Origin of the sequence: Aeromonas sp. HMWF014 (genome assembly GCF_963878295.1) — a bacterium.
GTDB lineage: Bacteria > Pseudomonadota > Gammaproteobacteria > Enterobacterales > Aeromonadaceae > Aeromonas > Aeromonas popoffii.
In genome coordinates, this window is record NZ_CAWNYS010000588.1 from 1 (window position 1) to 21,814 (window position 21,814).

The 21,814-nt window shown below is 49.3% G+C and carries 16 protein-coding genes and 3 pseudogenes; 17 read left to right on the forward strand and 2 right to left on the reverse strand.

The window, feature by feature from the left end; all coding sequences use genetic code 11:
* Nucleotides 1-1,118: 1,118 nt before the first annotated feature.
* Nucleotides 1,119-2,026: pseudogene (locus tag AAC083_RS23515) on the reverse strand (transposase); the annotation flags it as partial.
* Nucleotides 2,027-2,068: 42 nt separating this feature from the next.
* On the opposite strand from AAC083_RS23515, the pseudogene AAC083_RS22595 reads away from it, so the two are divergent.
* The 9 genes and pseudogenes from AAC083_RS22595 to AAC083_RS22635 form a co-directional block, all read left to right on the forward strand.
* Nucleotides 2,069-2,267: pseudogene (locus AAC083_RS22595) on the forward strand (IS5/IS1182 family transposase); the annotation flags it as partial.
* 395 nt (nucleotides 2,268-2,662) lie between these two features.
* A complete protein-coding gene (locus AAC083_RS22600; RefSeq protein WP_181364607.1) occupies nucleotides 2,663-3,205 on the forward strand; it encodes a fimbrial protein in 543 nt (180 codons plus the stop codon).
* A gap of 144 nt (nucleotides 3,206-3,349) precedes the next feature.
* The gene (locus AAC083_RS22605; RefSeq protein ID WP_258224570.1) at nucleotides 3,350-5,824 is read left to right on the forward strand and encodes a fimbria/pilus outer membrane usher protein; all 2,475 of its coding nucleotides are present in this window, start codon (nucleotides 3,350-3,352) and stop codon (nucleotides 5,822-5,824) included.
* Nucleotides 5,825-5,865: 41 nt separating this feature from the next.
* Nucleotides 5,866-6,606, forward strand: a complete 741-nt coding sequence (locus AAC083_RS22610; RefSeq protein ID WP_258224571.1) for a fimbria/pilus periplasmic chaperone — start codon at nucleotides 5,866-5,868, stop codon at nucleotides 6,604-6,606.
* A 62-nt stretch (nucleotides 6,607-6,668) separates the two neighbouring features.
* Complete coding sequence (locus tag AAC083_RS22615; RefSeq protein WP_108535590.1) at nucleotides 6,669-7,235, forward strand: fimbrial protein; 567 nt, start codon at nucleotides 6,669-6,671, stop codon at nucleotides 7,233-7,235.
* A gap of 102 nt (nucleotides 7,236-7,337) precedes the next feature.
* Nucleotides 7,338-7,883 carry a fimbrial protein gene (locus AAC083_RS22620; RefSeq protein ID WP_146181548.1) on the forward strand — a complete coding sequence of 182 codons (546 nt, stop codon included), beginning with the start codon at nucleotides 7,338-7,340 and terminating at the stop codon, nucleotides 7,881-7,883.
* Between the two features lie 88 nt (nucleotides 7,884-7,971).
* Complete coding sequence (locus AAC083_RS22625; protein WP_258224572.1) at nucleotides 7,972-8,919, forward strand: reverse transcriptase domain-containing protein; 948 nt, start codon at nucleotides 7,972-7,974, stop codon at nucleotides 8,917-8,919.
* Nucleotides 8,920-10,085: 1,166 nt separating this feature from the next.
* Nucleotides 10,086-10,550 (forward strand): transposase, encoded by a 465-nt coding sequence (locus AAC083_RS22630; protein WP_375134733.1) that lies wholly within the window; start codon nucleotides 10,086-10,088, stop codon nucleotides 10,548-10,550.
* Between the two features lie 38 nt (nucleotides 10,551-10,588).
* A pseudogene (locus tag AAC083_RS22635) lies at nucleotides 10,589-10,881 on the forward strand (transposase); the annotation flags it as partial.
* Between the two features lie 38 nt (nucleotides 10,882-10,919).
* On the opposite strand, the gene AAC083_RS22640 reads toward AAC083_RS22635, so the two are convergent.
* Nucleotides 10,920-12,209 (reverse strand): winged helix-turn-helix domain-containing protein, encoded by a 1,290-nt coding sequence (locus AAC083_RS22640; RefSeq protein ID WP_108535595.1) that lies wholly within the window; start codon nucleotides 12,207-12,209, stop codon nucleotides 10,920-10,922.
* A 572-nt stretch (nucleotides 12,210-12,781) separates the two neighbouring features.
* Here AAC083_RS22640 and AAC083_RS22645 point away from each other — a divergent pair.
* From AAC083_RS22645 to AAC083_RS22680, 8 genes are all read left to right on the forward strand, one after another.
* Nucleotides 12,782-13,030, forward strand: coding sequence for a hypothetical protein (locus tag AAC083_RS22645; RefSeq protein ID WP_146181549.1), 249 nt, complete (start codon nucleotides 12,782-12,784; stop codon nucleotides 13,028-13,030).
* A gap of 694 nt (nucleotides 13,031-13,724) precedes the next feature.
* Nucleotides 13,725-14,477, forward strand: a complete 753-nt coding sequence (locus AAC083_RS22650) for an EAL domain-containing protein (RefSeq protein ID WP_108535597.1) — start codon at nucleotides 13,725-13,727, stop codon at nucleotides 14,475-14,477.
* Nucleotides 14,478-15,163: 686 nt separating this feature from the next.
* Nucleotides 15,164-15,949, forward strand: a complete 786-nt coding sequence (locus AAC083_RS22655) for an ABC transporter permease (RefSeq protein ID WP_108535598.1) — start codon at nucleotides 15,164-15,166, stop codon at nucleotides 15,947-15,949.
* 3 nt (nucleotides 15,950-15,952) lie between these two features.
* Nucleotides 15,953-16,603, forward strand: a complete 651-nt coding sequence (locus AAC083_RS22660; RefSeq protein ID WP_108535599.1) for an ABC transporter ATP-binding protein — start codon at nucleotides 15,953-15,955, stop codon at nucleotides 16,601-16,603.
* A 93-nt stretch (nucleotides 16,604-16,696) separates the two neighbouring features.
* Nucleotides 16,697-17,890, forward strand: a complete 1,194-nt coding sequence (locus AAC083_RS22665) for a sugar transporter (RefSeq protein ID WP_108535600.1) — start codon at nucleotides 16,697-16,699, stop codon at nucleotides 17,888-17,890.
* A gap of 211 nt (nucleotides 17,891-18,101) precedes the next feature.
* On the forward strand, nucleotides 18,102-19,691 hold the full coding sequence (locus AAC083_RS22670) for a polysaccharide biosynthesis/export family protein (protein ID WP_108535604.1): 1,590 nt from the start codon (nucleotides 18,102-18,104) through the stop codon (nucleotides 19,689-19,691).
* 54 nt (nucleotides 19,692-19,745) lie between these two features.
* A complete protein-coding gene (locus tag AAC083_RS22675; RefSeq protein WP_108535601.1) occupies nucleotides 19,746-21,287 on the forward strand; it encodes a stealth conserved region 3 domain-containing protein in 1,542 nt (513 codons plus the stop codon).
* A 1-nt stretch (nucleotide 21,288) separates the two neighbouring features.
* On the forward strand, nucleotides 21,289-21,814 hold a 526-nt coding region (locus AAC083_RS22680), incomplete at its 3' end, for an accessory Sec system protein Asp2 (RefSeq protein ID WP_219927852.1).

Genomic DNA, 21,814 nt, shown 5'->3' on the forward strand with positions numbered 1-21,814 from the left:
AGCCGTGTGCGGTTATATCGGGAGAGGTGGATAAGGAGTTTTAAATGATTGTGACATTGCCCTCTCTATCCCGACGAGGCCTAACGGTCGCGGCTGTGTTAGCAACCGGGCCCCTTGAAGCCGTAGTCGTGCCCGTCGTCACTGAAACCAGCGTGACCTGGTCAGGAACCAGTAACTACGAGGCATCGATAACCTACACGGCACTTGACTACCCCGCACCGCTTGCTCCGCTAGACACTACTGTACAAATGACCGTGTTGGGACGGCGGTACGAATCTCCGGGGTCGCCACCGCGCGTCCGCATGGGCCCTACCTTACCTCTCGCCGGCAGTCGCGACGAAAAGCTCTCCCAAATCAATACTTATATCTTCAATACGTCGAACCCAACTATCGGCGCGACACGGACGTTTTCCCTACGGCGCAACGACGGCAGCTACGACCCGAACTACCCCGAATGCGTTGGCGCGTTCTTGAACTATGACCCGGCCTCCTCCCGACCTCTCTATTCCTCCACCCTGGCCTGGCCCACAGCATGTAACGGGATACCGGCCCCAAACCAACAGTGCGCCGTTACTGCGTTTCCAGGCGATACACACCAGAACCTCGGTAACGTTGCACCGGGGGACACGCTAAACATCAACGTTCGCCTGACCGCTACGTGCGACCTCCCTGGGTCGGTGACGTTCTACTCCGCTACGCACACCAGCAGTGGTAGCGGCAACGGGACCATGAAATCTGTGAGTGTCCAAGCCGCCGGACGTGACGCTCCGCTGCCCTCCACGCTCACAGTACCGCCGTCGTCGCCTTTGGATATAACCCTACGGATACAGATCGAATACACAGGGTCTGGGCCGTCCACTAACAACGTTGCAGTCGTCTGGAACCCGTCATGACTCCGCGACGGGGGGGGTGACTGAATGACCGCCGCGCCCCCTGCCTGTGATTCTCTGTGACTCGTCGGTATGGTACGCATTAGTAGGGGCCTTCGCAGTGGGTGTCGAGCAGCCATTTCCAAACGCGGCTTTAGGGTCTAACCGTCTAGCGCCAAAACTGGGGGGGGGCGCGCTGCTCCTCCACTAACCCGACGTCCCACAGCCCTTTGGACGCCCCCGCGCGCCATACAGATGATGAGCCAACCAATCGTAACGGACCGTATCTGTTCAACCGCCCTATCCTACGCGCTCTGCTCTCGATTTCCTGGTTGGCTGTCCACCAAGAGGACCATCCTGTTTTTCGACACCAAGTGGGCGCATTGACGCCATCATCTCGTCCATTATCGCACCGGGCCATCGCCGGTTTGCCACCGCTCCGTCCCCTGCTCCAAGTGGCGCTTGGGCCGTGCGGCGGGCAATGGAAAATCGACCTCAATGCACAGCGGCTAGGGGATAAAATCATCGATCCCATTAAACAGCCTCCGACCGGCCATAACTCCGTAGACCGTGCATACGATCCACCGACCAGCAGTGGTTAAGCTGAACAAGGTACGGCCAGAGCCTGCGGCTTTTCACGTACCAGTCGCTCCATGGGCTTGATGCGCAAGTTCAGTTCAAGCTGCCGCATCGATCCGGTAGACCCGCTTGTGGTTCCAAGCAAACCCTTTGACGTAAGACAGGTAGAGGAAGCAGAGGCCAAAGCCCCAGTGCCGCTGGCTGTTGGTGATACGCAGCAACCAATCCGCAATAAGCTGGTTTTCATCGGCGAGCATGGGTTGATAGCGATAACAGCCTTCGCTGACCTTGAAGATGTTGCAGGCTAGGCGGATAGAAATGGCAAAGAGTGACAGGCTTTGGTAGCCATCCCCTTCAGGCAGAACGGCGTCATGACTTTTTTACTATGGCGTCGGCGATAATCTCGGCTTTGAAGCGAGCCATGAGAGGCATCCATGCCACCGAATTTGGCGCGCCACTGGTAAAAGGTTGCGGAACTAATGCAATGCTGGCGGCACAGTTCAGGGATGGGGTGAGCCTGAACCGGCCTGCCTGAGACTGGCGATGTTCTGAGCATCGCTAAAGCGTGATGTTTTCATGTAGAACTTCCTGCGTTCAAGATACGAGAAAATTCTACTTGTGGGCACCCCAGGTTTTCGGGGGGGATAACCGAAGGGCTGGCGCACTGGAAGAAGATATCGGGGTATCACCAAGCAGTTGCTGGCGGGCAAAATCAGTCTGCGAACATGCAACGGTCAAGTAGGGGAAGTGATGGCGTATGTTGGTGCAATCAACAAACTGAACATCCTTGGTCTACCTGTCAGAAAGCCCCGAGTGTAGCGGTCACCAGGGGCTGGGGAAGCTACATTATTACGGCTGATTTGGAAACAACGCCGCAACAGCATAATGAGTTGCGTAATGTCCTGATGGATATTACAGGGGAGTTACAAATCAGCAACGTGTTTTTATTCTCGTTGGTGAAAAAAAAGAATGTGGCGGCATGTGGCTTATGTGCCTATGTGTATCCTATTGTTTTTTATTGGTTTTATTTGTTATTTCAAAGAATTGCAGCGCCCTGTGCTCGTCGGGTAACTTAGCCGTCGTTGCATGGAAGGCGCCTTGTTATGGGGACTACATGCGAGTAGCCGGAGCAGGGAATCGGCACTACGCCAACTTGTAACACTTGTCATATTTACAATCACGATTACAACCACGGAATTATTAAGACCATGATAATGAAGAAAACTACTGTCGCTGCTGCTATGCTGTTCGCCCTGTGTGCCAATGTTGCTTACGCCGACGACATCGAGCGCCCAAATGAAGGTTCTGGTGAGATTAATTTCATTGGTTCAATTATCAATGCGCCTTGCTCCATTTACTCAGACAGTATTAATCAGACCATTCACCTGGGTCAGGTTAGTAATGCGACTCTTGATAAGTATAACGAAAGCAAGATGGTAGATTTTAATATCAAACTGGAAGGTTGTACTTTTGAAACTGCCCAATCTGTTGATATTACCTTCGATGGAGTACCTGATGCAACTTCCACTACTAAGCTTGCTCTGAACGGCTCGGCTGCTGGTGCAGCAATTCAGATGTTTAACAAACAATCTGGCGAAGCCATTGAATTGAACAAGGCAACCAATTTTACTGGTTTGTATGTTGGTGATAACACCCTTAGATTTGGTGCTAAGCTGGTGAAAACTGCCGAAGATAAAGCCGGTATTACTCCGGGTGAATTTGATACCAAAGCCCACTTTGTAATGAAGTATAAATAATTTAAATTTATTACTTCCGTAATGATTGAATGGCCGGGCCGTCGGCCATTCAACATTTTATGCTTTCTATCAAGCTTTCAACTTCACGTATTCAATGTCGAATGTCAATATGTGATGTTGGAATTCAAATCATGGTGGGAGTTAGTGAACAGTATCAAACAAGCTTTTATATACATAGCCGTTTCATTTTTTCTACTGTACAACGTGGCAAATGCCGTAGAGTTTAATACGGATTTACTTGATTCGGTCGACAAGGATGCTGTGGATTTTGGTCAGTTTAGATCTGCAGGGTATATTGTGCCTGGTCAATATAAAATGCAGATGGTTGTTAATGGAAGGAATTTGGGTGAATTTGAAGTTAGCTACCTTGCAACAGAAGATGGTAGTTCTTCGGTCTGTTTTTCACAGCAACAAGTGGAGGCCATTGCACTTAAAGAAGAGCAAGCGAAGATTGTACAGGGAGCTAAAAGTGGCTCTGGCTGCTACGACTTCCTACAACTTCCTGGTGTCACAGCACAAGGAAGCCTGGAAAGCTATACCCTGACACTAGCTGTCCCGCAGGCTTATATGGAATATGTCGCTAATGGTTGGGATCCCCCCTCCCGTTGGGATGAAGGGGTCAATGGTGCCATGCTCGACTATGGTATCAACCTGCAGCAGAACCATGCCTCCAAGACCAATGTAAACCGTACTAGTTTGAGTGCCTTAGGTGTAGCCGGTTTCAACGTGTCAGCCTGGCGAGTGCGTGCAGATTGGCAAGGGCAGTACAGCCAAGCTGATGGTGAGCATGAAAACAGTGAGTTCAAGATCAATCGTGTTTACGGTTATCGTGCCTTACCGGATATGACTGCGCAGTTGAAGATGGGGGAAATGGACCTCGGGCAATCGGTTTTTGACTCGTTTCAGTTTATTGGCGCCTCTGTAACGACAGACGAGAGTATGCTGCCACCTAATTTGCGTGGTTACGCCCCCGAAGTGGTGGGAATTGCCAAAACCAATGCAAAGGTCGTTATCTCCCAACTTGGACGGACGTTGTATGAAACCCAGGTTGCGGCAGGTCCGTTTCGAATTCAGGATTTAAACTCATATGTTTCGGGGCGTCTGGATGTACGTGTTGAGGAGCAGGATGGCACAGTGCAGACCTTCCAGGTAAGCACGGCCACTGTGCCCTTCCTCTCCCGGCCAGGTTCTGTTCGCTATAAGCTGGCGAGTGGTAAGGCAAGTTCGGTTCAGCGGGAACATGATGGTCCGGCTTTTGCCAGCAGTGAGTTCTCCTGGGGGGTAAGCAATGGCTGGTCACTGTTTGGCGGTGCGCTGTTGAGTGACAAGTATCAATCAACCGCAATTGGCATGGGACGAGACCTTTATGATTTTGGTGCCATCTCGGTTGATATGACCCAATCTTGGGCTGACTTACCCCAAGGAGAGCATAAGTCGGGAGCCTCTTATCGCGTCAACTATTCGAAGAATTTTGAAAAGAACCGCAGCCAGGTCACCTTTGCTGGTTATCGCTTCTCCGATGCTGATTTTATGAACATGAGTGATTTCATTGGGGCCAGTAAAGAAGGAAATCACTACAGAGGTGGGCAAAAAGAACAGTATAGCGTCATTTTGAGCAAGCAGTTTGAAGATTCATCGCTAGGCGCCTACCTCGACTACTCTCACCAGACCTACTGGAATGAAGGTTCAAGAGAGAGGGTAAGTCTGTCTCTCTCCAGCTACTTCGATTTGCTGGATTGGCGAAGGATCACCAGTACGGTGACAGCCTACAGTTCCAAACAGAAAATTTATGATAGTGAGCGTGACAACGGTTTTTATCTCTCGTTTAGTGTGCCGTTTGGTTTGGCCAAATCAGTAGGCTATAGCGTCTCGAGCAATAAACAGAGCACCAGTCACAATATGCATCTTAACAACCGGGTTGATGATCGAAACAATTACTCACTGACGGCGGGAACTTCTAGCAATGGCGGTGCTGATAGCATCAGCGGCTTTTATTCACATCGAGGGAATATTGTCGACATGAGCGTGAACGCTAGCCACTATGCAGGTTCGTCATCCGGTATCGGTCTTTCTGTGAATGGTGGTTTGACCGCTACTGCCGACGGCGCAGCCCTACATCCTGGATCGACCTCGGGTGGAAGCCGCATCATGGTCGATACTGGTTCAGCTACGGATGTACCGGTCAATGGTTATGGTTCGCCCGTCCGTACGAACAGGTTTGGTAAAGCCGTGGTGGCCAATGCGTCGAATTACTACCGCAACCAAATCTCTATTGCGGTAGATGAATTGAATGATGAAGTTGATGTCGTTGGTAGTTCGGTCCGCAGTGTCACCCTGACGGAGGGAGCCATTGGTTACCAAAGTTTCGATATGCTGAGCGGAGCCAAGCGGATGGTTCAGCTCAAGCGAGCCAATGGTAAGTATGTACCGTTAGCGGCAGCTGTATATGATAGCAAGCAAAATAAAGTTGGGATGGTCGCTGATGAAGGCATCGTCTATCTGGTTGGCTTGCAGCAAGGCGATGTATTGAATGTTCGCTGGGGAACAGAACGCTGCGACCTGACATTTCCAACACCGCTTCCTTCGATGGAAGAGATTGCCACGTTGATGTGTCGCTAACCCTATTAAATAGCCATCAAATGGTCTTAGGAGTCAAAAGTATGAATATGAAAAAGACTTTGCAACTGGTGCTGTTAGCAATTTGTGGATTGTCGACATCCGGTGCCAATGCGGCGATAGCCTTGGATCGCACCCGGGTTATTTTTCCTGGTCAAAGTAACAGTGTTAGTGTGAAAGTTAATAACTATAACCAGGATTTACCTTATCTTGCTCAAGCTTGGCTGGAGGATGCAAACGGCAATAAAATTAATAGTCCATTCGCGGTATTGCCCCCAATTCAACGAGTTGAGCCGGATGCAACGGCCATGATCCAGATCCGGGCATTACCTGCTGCGGCACAATTGCCACAAGACAAAGAGAGTCTTTTCTATTTTAACGTGCGAGAAGTGCCGCCCAAGAGTGATGAGGCTAACGTGTTGCAACTAGCGTTACAGACCAAGGTGAAGTTTTTCTACCGGCCTCAGGCTCTTGTCGTTCCGACAGGCTCAAACAAGGCCCCTTGGCAAGAGCAGCTGACGCTGACGCCTGAAGGTGGAAGTTACCGGATTGATAACCCAACGCCGTACTTCATTACCTTGGTAGAAGCCGCGACCTCAAGTAATGCTGAGGCGCTTGACGGATTTCAGTCTGTCATGCTGGCACCTAACAGCAGTAGCACGCTCAAGCTCGATCGCAAGGTATTGGGCGCGACGCCGAGCCTAAGCTATATCGATGACTTCGGTGGACGTCGCCAGCTTAATTACCATTGCGGTGCCAACTGCCAGTTGCTGCCAGCCAAGTAACACGATGCTCAGAGTGTATACCGCATAATAGCGTTCAAAATCACTCCACAAGGAATCACAATATGAGAAAGCTGTATCATTTCGGCGTCAAGCTATCACCTTTGTGGCATCGCGCACTACTGTTGGCCATGTTACCGGGTGTGCTGGCAACGAGTTTGCCAGCCAGTGCCGATGATAACGTTACATTGACTATTTCGGGCACGTTGCGCAAAACCTCATGTCAGTTGAATCCGCAAGATGCAACCATCATGGTCGACTTCAAGACGATTAATTCGCGCGACCTGGAGCTTGCCGAGACCCCGGTCATGCCATTTACGGTTAGGCTGCAACAATGCGATATCAGCCCCGGCGAAGCAACAGTCACCATCTCTGGGACGACATCGGCTCATAACACTGGGCACCTAGCGCTTGCTGACAGTAGCACCGCGAAAGGTTTCTCCATCGGCTTCAAAGTGGGGCAAGTGCCAACCATGGCCGATTTACTATTGGGTGTGCCATCTGCCCCCCTTGCCCTCAGCAGTGGTGATACCACGCTCCATTTCGGCGCTTACGCGAGGAGAGAACTGAATACTCAGCTGGTCGAAGGTCGCTTTGAGGCCACTGCCACCCTGAACATCAACTATCTGTAGTTGCAAAGAGGTCAAGGTATGACAGGTTGCAAGCATAATGAGTATTGAATTAACTGGGTGGTTGGCCTGCCGTACCGGATTGTTAGAGAGGAGTTGATAACCATGTCGAAGGAATTGAAATATGGCGGTGCAACACTGTACCCAAGGCGTCGTTGCACTCGATTGGCTGCTTTGTTGCTGGTGTTGCCTTCCCTTTTTCCAGTAGTGGCCGAGACCCTGAATATTCAAGTACTCGCAAATGTCGTGGAGCCATCCTGCAATCTTGAAGTTGGGGCTAATGATCAACGTATCAACATGGAAGAATTGGACGCAGACAAATTGGACTCCATTGGCCAAACCGATCCCGTTACATTCAAGATCCAACTGAAACAGTGTAACACCAACAAGGCAAAGATAGTGTTTAACAGCCCAAATCCGGATCAAGTTGGTCGATTTTATCCGAAAGATGCAGATGGCAACACGTTTGGTTACGTGCTGGGGATCACCAACGAACAGGGCCAGTTAATTACGTTGGGGACGGAAAAAGCTCTGTCTCTCAGTGGGGAGAATAACACCCTGACCTTCGGGGTGATTGCGCTAAGAAGCAGTGGCAAGCTGCGGATGGGGGATTTTAGCGCTACCGCGACGGCCACTATTTCGTATCAATAGTATTAAACAGCATGAGCTACATGCCCGTTCAATAGGGTGCCTGCCACCGCGAGAGGGCTCGTGAGGTATGACAGTACGGCAACATAATGTGAATTTGCCACACTTGTCGGCAGAGACGGCTTGGCAACAAGCCTGGCTCTGGCTCTGTCAGCGTCGCCGCCACCATCCGGCTAATGCTGATATCTGGCATTTGCGCTTTCACTGGCCACGGCTCGCTCCGTTATTGTGGCAGCAGCTGCAAGTTGGCGATTACCGTCTGCAACCAATGCAGCGCCTCGGCCAATATGCAGTCTGGTCTGCGCAGGATGCCCTGGTACTCAAGTGGGTTGCATTGATGGCGGGCCCGCAATTACCCTGGCACCCGCGTTGCGAGCATGGCGCTGGCATGGGCGTTGCCGCCTCCCGCCGTCGGCTTGCTGAAGCGATTGCTGAGGGGCCAGTTCAGTTTGTCATGCGCACCGATATCCGCGGCTACTATCAGCATATCGGACCGGAGGATGTCGAGCGGGAGGTGATAGCGTACCTACGGTGTCCCTTGCTGCGTGATCTGATCGGCCAGTATCTGGCCTATAGCGTGGAGGTGGGCGGCCAGTTTTATACCCCGGAGAGGGGTATCCCCCGTGGCTGTGCGTTGAGTCCGCTGATTGGCGCCAGCCTGCTTTATAGCCTTGATGCCGAGCTGGGGGAAGGGCAATGTGACTATTACGCCCGTTATATGGATGATTTTATTATTCTTGCGAGGCAGCGTTGGCCGCTGCGTCGTGCCATAGCCCGCTTGTGCGCCAGTTTGGCTGCCATGGGCTTCGAGCTCCACCCGGACAAGACCCGCATCGGCCGCCTGGCACGCGGTGTAGACTGGCTGGGTGGTTGGTTTAACCAGCAGGGGCGGGTGGGGATTGCCCCTCGCGCCTTGCAACAATACCGAACCCGATCGCTGCGGCTTTATGAGCAGACATGGCGTGACACCCGTGAGATGGCGGTGTGTGATAGCCGTGTGCGGTTATATCGGGAGAGGTGGATAAGGAGTTTTAAATGATTATGACATTGGTCTCACTAACCCGACTTGGACTCGCGGTCGCCGCAGTATTAATATCTGGCTCCGCAGCCGCCTCGATCGTACCCATCATCACCGACATACGGGTACAATGGATTTCTAACGGAGGTTACAACGGAACCGTCACGTTAACCGCTACCGACGTCACTGACCAAGCGTCCCTATCCGCTCTCGACACTGCTACCATGTATTCACCATCCGGCCACAGACACAAGACCGCTGGCGGCTTGCAAGTACTCGCCACCATCAAATCCATAAACCTAAGTGGATCCCGCACTCAAAAAATCGCCGCGATCAACAACTCTGTATTCGGCACAAACTTCCCGGCGCCTGGCACCTCCGTCGATGTTGCGTTATACCATGTGCCATTCACCCCCGATGTCAATGACCCTGAATGCATCGGCACCTACCTATGGAACAGCCCAAGCACACAACCGTCCTACTCTACCGTCCGCCCGTGGCCTACGTCTTGCGTGACCCTGCCACCTCCTAACCAATCCTGCAAACTGTCTCTGGTACCCGCTAATTCTGTCGTCGACTTGGGGGTAGTCGCAAACGGAACGGTCTTAACGGCTATTGCACAACTCCGCGCGTCTTGCAATGTCACTGGCAATATCACCATACAAGGGGGGTCGAGCACGTCCGTCGGCCCCGGGACCGGGTCCCTAAAATCCATCTCCGTTGTCGACCGCGGCCAAACTAAAAGCCTCCCCGCGGCCCTCCGGGTTAATGCAGGGTCGCCTTTGGACTTCCCCCTCCATCTTGACTTCGTGTTTTCCGGGTCGGGACAGTCCACCAACAACGTGGTAATTACCTGGTTCCCGTCATGACGAGGTCGTGGGGGCTGGGGGATGAACGGACAACAACCTCGGCCATGCGCCCTCCCGTCGCTACTAGATGTGGTCCTCACTGCGCCTAACAGAGTCTGGGGGAAGACCCCGGATTCGCCCCTCCGCCCAACATGCACCTGCCCCGCGTGTGGGGAGGGGGGGGGACGCTGCCCGGCCCTACACCGACCCGACCATCCGCTACTTACCAACCTCAAGGGGATTTTCAGCCTCATTCTGCGACCGCCTCCGGTGCTATCGGCTTTTTGTCTGAGTTGATGAATGTGGCGCTATGCACTGGGCTATACCTATCACACAATCATGCCCGCTCAGTGGGTGTGGCGTATCGGCTGCCCTCTAAATAGCAGGATACCGAACTGGTTATCGACTCGACTGAAGGTGTTTGGCGAAGGCGACTGGAAAGTCAGAAAACACGGCAACGAGAAACAGCGAGAGTGGCGCATGTTGCATCTAGCGGTAGACCCGGTGAATCAAGCAATCGTATCGGCACGCGTGTCGTTAGATCATGTCCATGACGCTGAGGGGCTGCCGACCTTACTCCGCCTGAGAAGCAAACTGAGGTGTGTTTATGCAATCGGTGCCTATGACAGCAGAGCCAGTCATCCGTTGATAACCCGAAAGGGGCGTCAGCCTGCATTCCGCCTCGCCAGAGCGCGGGGTTATGGAAAAAGGGACACCCAAGAAATGAAGCGGAGCAGGGAAGGGCTGGTGCACTGGAAGAAGATATCGGGGGGTAATCCCCCCGAAAACTTGGGGTGCTCTTAAGTAGAATTTTCTCGCATCTTGAACGCAGGAGGTTCTACATGAAAACATCACGCTTTAGCGATGCTCAGATCATCGCCATCCTCAAACAGGCCGAGTCTGGCTCACCCGTCCCTGAACTCTGCCGCCAGAATGGCATCAGTTCCGCGACCTTCTACAAGTGGCGCGCCAAATTCGGTGGCATGGATACCTCTCTCATGGCTCGCCCCAAAGAACTGGAGGAGGAAAACCGCCGTCTCAAGAAGATGTATGCCGAGGAGCGCCTCAAAGCCGAGATCATCGCCGAGGCCATAGTAAAAAAGTAGTGACGCCATCTGCCCGCAGGGAGATGGCTTTGTACTATCTAAAATGATGATCAGGATATTTAGGCTGTTACATAGTATCCTTTAAGCCATGAGAGAGTGTGCCATCAAAAATAGACGAGAGAACCGTTATACTCTTCTTATTAAAAGGGCTAAATGACCTCACGAATATATCGTCATTCTCATACTCATTGAAAATTCTTTTGAAGTATATGTTGTTTTTTATTATATCTTGTTCAAGTTTTTTTAGTTTTATCGAACGCTGATTTAGCTTTAGCAGAAAATTACTTTTATTTACACCTTCCCCTCGGTACAAGAAGGTGGCCCTGTATGCGACTTGAAAGTCAAAAACAAGCGCGCCGCTATTATCATGGAATGACACCTGTTGCAGCCATGAAGATGGCTGTTCTCCTTTTGGTATTGTTCTTGAGAAGTGGGCAAGAGTGGTTGATATGTCACCAATGTGGTTGGCCGTACCAGCCAGGCATGGGCTATAAAACTGTTTTATTTGAAAGGTGCTATCATGTTTGAGATCAGAATTGGAATATGTTACTTCGGTATCCTTATCTGCAACAGATGAATGGTTCGTGATGTAATCAGCGATACATATCAGCTGATTATTAATATTCGTATCTGGACCCTGAATAAACACCCTGACCAAACTCTGGGTGCCATTGTTATGGTCAAGCAATGAGATTGCGGTATTGGAGATGCTGACCAGCATCCTGTTATCTGATGGCAGTCGAGAGATAAATGCCGGATAGTTCACGGATTGCGTCAAGTTGGCCATCTCGATAATGGTCAGTGAGGGGCTGTCATAGACCATCTTATAGGCAAGGGGGACTGCCTGCTTTTCCACATAAAGACCATATAACCGATAGAGAAGCGCAGTGAGTAACCCGGCCACTATCAAGAACAGATATGGCATGCTGCGCTTGTATCGTGACGTTGTGGTTTTTTCCCCGGTTGGCAAAGGCAGGGTCATATCAGGTTGCTCGCTCATACTCTCTTGCTCTTGCTCTTGCTCTTGCTCTTGCTCCGCCACTTCGATAGCGAACGCGTTGAGGCGTAACATATAGCCAACCCGGGGAACGGTATTGATTGCATCGACATATCCCAGCGACTCAAACTTTCGGCGCAAGGTCAATATGCTCTTGTTAAGACTGGTATCAGCCCCTTCTCTATCACCCCACACTTCCTGAATAAACATTTTCCGTTCTACCACCTGCTGGCCATGGGCACAAAGAAGCTGCAATACCGCCGTCTCCTTTTGGCTAATTTGTATCTCTTTTTCATAATGAAAAAATCTGAAGCTGGCGGGCTGAAAATGTAGTGCCCCCTCTATTTTGTACTCAACCATATGAAGACTCCTGATTTGGTAGAACCTTTCTTAGTATAGACTTTTTTTAATTAAAATAAATACGCATATGTTGGCGGAACGTTCCTTTTTTCTGCCGATGTTAGCGGTTTTTTGGGGGGGGGGTGAAATGAAAATAAAAGAATGTTTCGCGCGTTGCTTGCGTCTTCGCTATATTGTTATGAAGAAATATGATTGGTTGCGTAATTTTCTGGCGAGCACGACAGGGCGCAACAAACCAACAGCATATTTTCAACTGCTACTTATGAAAAATTATTTCAATTATCTGCATAGCAGATTCTGTTTCATGCATTTGTTTTTATGTGTCTGTTTTTAAGGTGTTTTTTTTATATTTTTAGAGAATTTCATATTCCAAGGCTATTAGGGTAACTTCTCAGCCGTTGCATTGATGGCGTCACGTTATATCGGGACAACCGCTGGTTGGTAGAACTAGTGCCATATTTACAGGTGTTATATTAATTCGCGACGGACCGAACACTTTTCTCAAAAGTTAGAGATACTAGTTGCAACTGGGTCAAGGTCGATAGCAAGACCATGCCTGACGGGTGGAGCTGGTGGGCAATGACAGCCAGGTGGTGCCCCGTCAGGGGGTGGTGACTAGGGTCCATTTTGGCGTCAGCAAGGTGTTGCGTGCCCAGTTCGAGCACCGCGACGATGCGGGTGAACTACTGCCGTTTGGTACCCAACTTGAGCGTTCCGACGGGGAGCTACTGGCCATGGCTGACCCCCATGGCCGCGCCCTGGCCCTGCTCACCGAGCCGAAAGGGGAGCTGGTGATCAAGGGGGATTATGATATTGTATGAATGGCATTTTTCTGTTTATTTCATCAGCATGATGGTGCTGCTGTTTGGTTTTTTGTTCTGCCTGATAAGGTTGTTTGTAGTTGGCAGGTCGATATGGAACATGAGCAAGTTTAACTTAATTCTCCGCGGAGCTTATTTTTTTTGTGTATTTTTTTCAGTTGGCGTAACGATAAGATTGATTGTCAACATTCCATAATCACTTGATATATAGCATCTAGCTGGCTGGATTTTAACACGCAATTTTTTCTACCTATTATTTATGTTATCAGGTTTTTTATTTGATGATTTGATAGGAGGGTCGGAATGAATTTTTTTGAAAATGTTATCCATTCAACGTTGTTTTTTAGTCATTTTTATTTTATTTTTTACAGTTGAATTGATAGTAGATATGTCATGATTCTTTAGTAAGGGATGTTGGTGTGAGTCATCCAGTGAGCTTCATAACGGTAGTCGCGAAATATTGAAGGCAAAATACCGTTACTCTGTACTGATCAGCCCTGCCCACTAATTAATTAAATATCCTCTTTTATCATAAAGCAGGAAACTGGTGTTCTGGTTGGGTATTGCTGATTTCATTAATAGATGTATCTCGACATTTTCCCTGTCAATAAACATGTATCAGCTATCTGAGCAGTATAACCTGGTTGGGTTAAGGTTAATCAAAATGTAATCAGGCAGGTGTCTGGGGTTTTATATGTCACAAATTGAGTTGATAAAAGATGAAGTAGTTGTAACTGGATTTAGGCGAGACAGCACCTTTAATTTTTTGACGACTCGCTATCAACCAATCGTTGAGCTTGCCTCGAATGTGGTTATTGGATTTGAGGTGTTATCAAAAATTGAGTCTGAAAAATTTGTTGACCCCGAGACTTTCTTTATGAGGCTGGAGAGGGCTGCGTTTATTGATGTCGTACGGCAACAGATTGAACGTGTCAATCATTTTTATGATGAGCCGGTTCCCCGTTGCAATGTGCGCTTTTTTATCAACATCAAACTCTCGTTATTGCTATCACCAGAATTTATTTATTTGCTATGTAATAGTACCAAGTGTCGGCTGGCACTTGAAATTGATTTTATGGATGTAATGTCATTTACCGATAATAATGCCATGAAAAGCATCGCTATTATTCTAAATTGTGGACATGAGGTCTGGCTTGATGACTATGATGGCGGTGAGTTAAATGAACTGGTTGAAGAAATACCATGGTCAGGTATTAAAATTGACAAGTCATTTTTATGGAAATATGAAATGGACTGTGAAAAATTAGGGGGTATTTTGTCATCGAAATTACTTGCTGGGCGGAAAACAATTATTGAAGGCGTTGAAACAAGCCAGCAAAAGGCGAACTGTCTGCGAGCTGGGTTTATGTCAGGTCAAGGTTTTTATTGGCGAGAGTATACCGATTTAAATAACAGTCGTGAATGCCATTTTTGTAATTTATTTTGAGTCAAAAAAATGAAAGTTATCATATTCGCAGGGCAATCTCATGAACCTTATTGCGGAACGCAGGGTTGATGAGTGCCCCCTTGCCTGCGATTTACCCTCACTTGCCGTAGCCAGAATAGGTGCTGGTGCGTTTGGTGGATCGCATTAAGTTGGTGATTTGTACTGCTCTTTTCGCTATTTTTGGTTTGTTTGTTCACATTTCATAGAAAAATTAAACTTATGTCACGCCATTGTCATGGTTTCGAGTGGAAATGTAGTCAGGGCGTGGATATATTGTTGCTTGTCGAAAAGCCGGGTTTTAGCAGGCACCGATAAAAGGGTGGCGAGATACCAGATAATGAGTGAAGAGCACGTCTGTGTTTCTCACCCCTGATGATGAGTGTCTGCATCTTGCCTGACCCAAGAGCTGTCACTGACTTGCATTGTTGCGGTTGGCAAGACTTGTCAGCCACTCCCTTTACATGGATTGCCACCGGAATATGTCATCTCCGTGCGGTAGCTATGGCAAAAGAGAGATGAAGATAGAAAATGTGGCTTGAATCTGGTTCGGGAATTGTCATTTCCGTGCGGTAGCCATGGTGTTTTTCCAGCAGTTGACGACACTCTGCTGCACAATAGTGTTAGGCAGGCCTGCCAAAATTCATGCTACATCCTTATTGATTACAGAGGTGTTCAAGCTAAACGCAATGTTGATACAAAGACGCAGCCCTGCTGTGGTATTGAAAGATGTCACCTTTGGATTATTGATGCGGGAGTTGAAGACCCGTTTTGGCAATTATCGCATGGGATATGCCTGGGCCTTGCTGGACCCCTTGATTACCATCGCTGCATTCTGTGTCATATTCGGTATCAGGCAACGTAATGGCTTCGGTGGGGTTGAAGCGCCGGTGTTTATTGCTAGCGGTTATCTGCCATTTTTGATGTTTCAAAATACGACTAATCGCCTTATTTCAGCAGTCAGTGCCAATAAGGGACTGTTTTGCTATCGCCAGGTTACGGCATTCTCCACGCTGTTTTCCCGCTTTGTGCTGGAGTCCATTGTAGGGATATTGGTGGCTGTTGTATTAATCCTGATTCTGGTCTGGTCTGGTTTTGATGCGATACCCGATGATCCGCTGGCGGTGATCCTGGGGTATGGCACCCTGATGATCTTCTCATTTGGCCTCGGTACCCTGCTCTGCATTGTGAGCAGTCTGTCAGCCGAAGTGGACAAGCTAATTCCGATCTTGATGCGTCCTTTACTCTGGATATCTGCGGTCTTTTTCCCGCTGGCGGTGGTGCCGCAAAGTTATCAGCACCTGCTGCTCTGGAACCCTATCGTGCATGCACTCGAATTGATCCGCAGTGGCTGGATTGCCGGTTTTCAAACCCAGGGGGGGAGCTGGAATTATCTGCTCGGTACCACCTTGATAATACTGGCGTTTGCGATGAGCGCCTATCGCCTGAGCCACCGTCGACTGATTGCAAGTTAAAAAATGATAACCCTCGAAAATGTCAGCAAATATTACCCCACCAAATTCGGGCGTAATTATGTCTTGAAGGATGTGAACTTCACTCTGCCGGGAGATAAAAATATCGGCATTCTGGGTACCAACGGGGCGGGTAAATCCACCCTGTTGCGCCTGCTTGGCGGCATGGACATGCCGAGCCGGGGCAAGATCACCCGTCACAGTCGGGTCTCCTGGCCGCTGGCGCTGAGCGGTGGATTTCAGGGCAGCATGACGGGCCGTGAAAATACCCGTTTTATCTGCCGGATCCATGGCATGCATGACACTCGCCGGGTCGAGGAGTGGGTCAAGGGTTTTTCCGAAATAGGGCAGCACTTCGAGTTGCCTATCCGGGGTTACTCGAGTGGGATGAGATCCAAATTCTCGTTTGCGGTCAGCATGGCGTTTGACTTTGACATCTATCTGACCGACGAGATCACCTCGGTGGGGGATGCCAGGTTCAAGCAAAAGTGCATCGATGTCTTCAACCAGAAGCGAGAAACGGCGAGCCTGATCATGGTCTCCCACGATATGAATACCCTGCGCAAGCAGTGTGACATGGGGATTGTGCTGAACAATGCCAGCCTGACCCTCTACCCCGATATTGAAGAGGCCATCGCGGTCTATAAAAACCTGTAACCACAGCCATCACATTCATTTTTCAACATCTTGTCACGATGCCATTTCGGTTCGCGCGATGCGGGCCGATTGCCATCATCAATCCGGATATTCATGAACACCAGCACCATCAAGACGCAAATCGGTCGCAAGCTGCGCAAATTCAGGCGCGACCCCAAACTCTTCCTTATCGATTCCAGGGGATATCAGGTTGCCCACTTTTCATGGCAGAAAGCCGTCAGGCTGGGCAGCTTTCTCTGGGTCTTGCTCTGTTTTGGTGTGGCGACCCTCTATTACGTTGCAATCGCCAGTGATCGCTATGTCAGCGAAGCGAGCATCATCGTCAAGCAGGCCGATCAGCTCAAGATGATGCCGGATGCCCTCTCCATGCTGGGGCTAGGGGGCAGCAACCATCAGGATGTGCAGGTGCTGCATGCCTATCTTGGCTCATGGGACATGCTGCAGCGGCTCGACAAGGCGCTCGACCTCAAGGGGCACTATCAGAGTGGTCACGCTGATTGGCTGTCACGGCTCTCGCGGGATGCCAGCAATGAAGAGTTTCTTGCCTACTACCGTGACCATCTCACCCTCACCCTCGACGAGCTGTCGGGGATCCTGACCATCCGGCTACAGGCATTCGAGCCCGAATATGCCCGCGAGGTTGTGGCCCTGATGCTGAAAGAGGGGGAGGGCTTTATCAACCGGTTGGGCCATCAAGTCGCCCTTGAACAGCTCACCTTTGTAGAAAGCGAGGTAGCCCGTTCCCACGAGCGGTTGCAGGCCGAGCGGGACAAGATGCTGGCGTTCCAGAATCGCCACAAGCTGATGAGCCCGGAGGCAACCAGCAGCGCCATGCTGGGGGTGGTCTCGGAGCTGGAGGCCGAGTTGGTGCGTCAGGATACCGAGCTCAAGCGGCTGCAAATCTACATGAATACCAAGGCACCCGATGTGGTGGCGGCCAAAGACCGGGTGGACGCGCTGACCCGCCAGTTGGCACAAGAGCAGCGGCGGTTGACCAGCAGTGACGAACAGTCGCTTAACGAGGTTAATGCCGACTATCAGGCGGTGCAGGTACAGACCCAGCTGGCGGCTGATATCTACAAAACCGGGCTGGTCAGTCTGGAGCAGGCCCGGGTCGAAGCCTATCGCAAGCTCAAGCACCTGTTGGTGGTCAGTACGCCAAGTGCCGCACAGGAGGCGCAATACCCGCGTCGCCTCTACAACCTCGCCACCATTGGCGTGCTGCTCTGCCTCTTCTACGGCCTGGTGGTGATGGGGCTCGCCACCCTGCGCGAACATCAGGATTGATGACTCTGGCCACCCGCCATCGCGGGTGGCTGCACCAATTGATACTCGTTTTTTCAATACCCGATGGCGCAGTGCATAAACTTGCGCCCGGCAGGAGTTTACCTTGATTTCAACCTTGCTCTCTCGAACCCGTCACCCCGGACGCGACCAGCGGTTCACCTCTACCTACCTGAATGCCCGCGTCGCATCGCTGGCGTTGATCGCAGCACTCATGCCCCCGTCTGTTTACGGGCTGGGGGTCACCCAAGAGGCGGCGCCGGTGCGCAAGGTAGTGAGCGACACCCAGACCCGCGATCCCGTCTTTGGCAACTGGCTGTTTCGCGGCGAGTTTGCCCGTGAATCGTTTAACGGCTTCAACCCCGATTACCGCATCGCCATCGGCGACAAGCTGCAGGTGCAACTGTGGGGCGGGGTCGAGTTTGATCAGAGCCTGCTGGTCGATCACCAGGGCAATATCTTTTTGCCCAAGGTCGGGCCGGTCAAGGTGGCCGGGGTGCGCAACGAGCAGCTCAATGACACCCTGTTTGGCGCCATCACCCGTGTCTATCAAAAGAACGTCAGCGTCTACGCCACCCTCGATGTGAGCCAGCCGGTCAAGATCTTCGTTACCGGCTTTGTCAATCAACCCGGCCTCTATGCCGGTCAGTCGGGGGACTCGATCCTCTATTTCATAGACAAGGCGGGTGGCATCTCCCCCGAGCGGGGCAGCTATCTGGATGTGGCGCTCAAGCGCGGTGGCAAAACTCTGCGCAATTTCAACCTCTACCAGTTTTTGCTAAACGGCAATCTGCAGCCGACCCAGCTGCGTGACGGCGATACCCTGGTGGTGGCGCCGCTACGCTATCAGACCACGGTGCGCGGCAAGGTGGCCAATGCCAACAAGTTTGAGCTGAGCAAACCCCATGTCACCCTGGCCGAGCTGCTGCAACTGGCCAGCCCCGATGCCGATGCCACCCATATCCGGGTTAGCCGCAATCAGGGGGAAGATATCCGGATGGACAACTATCCCCTGAAGGATGCAGCCACCCTGGCCCGGGTGATGGTCAGTAGCGGCGACACGGTGGAGGCCATCGCCGACAAGCGCTATGCCTCTATCGCGGTACGCATCGAGGGGGAGCATGACAGCGAACAGGAGGTGGTGCTGCGTTACGGGGCGCGGTTGGGCGAAGTGCTCAATGGCCTGAAATTGACCCGCGATGCCGATATCAACGCCATTCAGCTCTACCGTGATTCGGTCAAGGTGCGTCAGAAAGAGATGCTGGGCTCCTCCCTCAAGGCCTTTGAAGCGAGCATTCTCACCGCCCGCTCCGCCTCCGATGGCGAGGCCAGCTTGCGCAAGAACGAGGCGGACCTGCTGATGCAGTGGGTCGCGCGGGCCAAAGAGATCGAGCCGAGCGGTCAGGTGGTGCTGGCCAACGCCCCTAACCAGGAAGAGGTGCGTCTTGAGCCTGGCGACATCATCCGCATTCCGCGCCAGACCAATCTGGTGATGGTGCACGGGGATGTGATGTTTCCGAACGCCATTCTGGCGGATCAGAAACGCACCGTGGCGGACTATATCAATCTGGCCGGCGGCTTTACCCAGAAGGCGAGCAACTCGCGCATTCTGTTGCTGCATCGTGACGGCACCTTTAGCCAGATAGAGAAGAGTGAACTGGACGATAGCGATATTAGCGTCACCCCAGGCGACGAGATCTTTGTCTTGCCGCAGGTTGAAACCAAATCGCTGCAAATTACCAAAGACTTTACCAGTGTGCTTTACCAGATAGCGATATCGGCGGGAGTGCTGGTGGCGCTCTGATGAGTTAACTCCCCCGAGTTTAACGAAAAAAACTGCAATTTTAAAGAGTGAACTATGAGCTTTGCTAAAAAAACGAAGAAGTTATTAAGGAATCCAGTACTATATTACAAAGATAGCAAGATAAATCATCGTATAAAGAGCTTTATTCCAAGAGAAAAAAAAGAGTTAATTTTAGGCTCTAAGAACTCAAATGATTGGTTAGAGCGACAGGTTAAAAACTTTATCACAGATAATTCGAGAGTGGCGTGGATAGATGGTATAAGTGGTGAGATTACTGTTGCACTTACAAAAGTGGATTTTTCGCATGAACTTGCACATGTTATTGCAAGCATAGAAACCGGTCAAATAGAAATAGCTATTTTTACAAATAAAGGAATAGTGAAAGGATGCTCACCAGAAATGATACAAGAGCATTTCTTTCTTTTTAATAATGTTAAATTCAGATTTGTCCATAAACAGCAACGTGAGTGTAAGTTTTATCTCGAGGTGCAAATTTGGAAAGATATTGATGGTGCTATATCAGCCCCAAAGCGAAATCATATAACAATGAAAATTAGAAGAGAAGTGATTTCGTCGCATTCAATTTTCTGTAAAGGAACATATTTTTCATTGTCTGAGCTAATTGATAACTGTGATGACAGACGCTGTTACTTTGATGTTGATTATGTTTTTACGTGGGTTAACGCTGATGATGCTCAATGGATGGAATTATATAACCAACACTCGCCAAATAAGAAAACAGATGCAACCAGTGAGTCAAGGTTCGTTTCAAGAGATGAACTAAAATATGCAATTAGATCAATAGAGATGTATGCCTCATGGGTCAGAAATATTTATGTTGTTAGTAACTGCGCGATCCCTAGTTGGTTAGATATAACAACAGGTAAAGTAATCTGGGTTGACCACAAAGAAATTATTAATAGTGAGTATCTTCCTACGTTTAATTCACATGCAATTGAATCATGTCTACATAAAATAGATGGCCTATCAAATTATTTCATTTATGCAAACGATGATATAATCTTGGCTAGACCTGCAGAGAAAACAGATTTTTTCGAGCCAAATGGAAATTGCAAAATAAAAATGGAACCCTATGGTAATGTTGTTGGAAATAATGCACCCCATCTGCCAGATTATTTGAATGCTTCTATTAATAGTCAACGGGTTTTAAATCGGAAGTTTGGATATAAGCCCACACAGCTTCATAGGCATACACATCAAGCGTTAAGGGTTGATCTTTTGGAAAAGATAGAAAAAGATTTTTATATCGAAGTTGAAAATACAAGATGTAATAAATTCAGAACAGTTAACGATATTAATATAACATCATTTTTATTTCACCATTATGCCTATTACACAGGTAATGCCGTAAAAACATACCCGCTCACGTATCTCATAAAATCCCAATCAAAATATAAAGATATGTTTAAAAAAATAATATCTCAAAAGAATGACATTTTCTTTGATGACGATACCAGAGCACTTACGGTATGTATTAATGATGGTAATGATAGCCATAAAAACATGGACTGGAATATTAGTATAAACGTATTTTTGTCTACCTACTTACCAAACCCATCAAGTTGTGAAAAGTAAAATGAATATTCAATCATTCAGTTTCGAGTCCTGTCAGGTAGAATATATTTTTAAAAGTGCTAAAAAAGATTACAAGCATTTATTAATAGTTTTTTCTGGACATCCTGAAAAGGCTAAGTATGACTTCCAGGGGGGGGCATCAGAGCATTATAATGGAAATATCCTTTGGATCAGAGATGCTTGCACACTTTCTGGAATATGCAATTATTACATGATGAGCGATAATCAATATGTAGTTGAAAGTGCAGTAGTGGCACTTATAAATGCTAAGATAAATTTTTTGAATATTAATAGTGACGATGTGACATTAATTGGGTTTTCAAAGGGAGGATCTGCAGCATTATATTTTGGCGTGAAGTATGGTTTTAAAAACATAATATCGACTGTCCCGCAAATGAAAATAGGTTCTTATGTTCATCGCTATCATAAATCTGTTGCTACAGAAATGTTAGGGGACAAGTATAGTATTTATGATATTGATAAGCTTGACTCGATACTATCTGATTTGATAATAAGTGACATGTCAG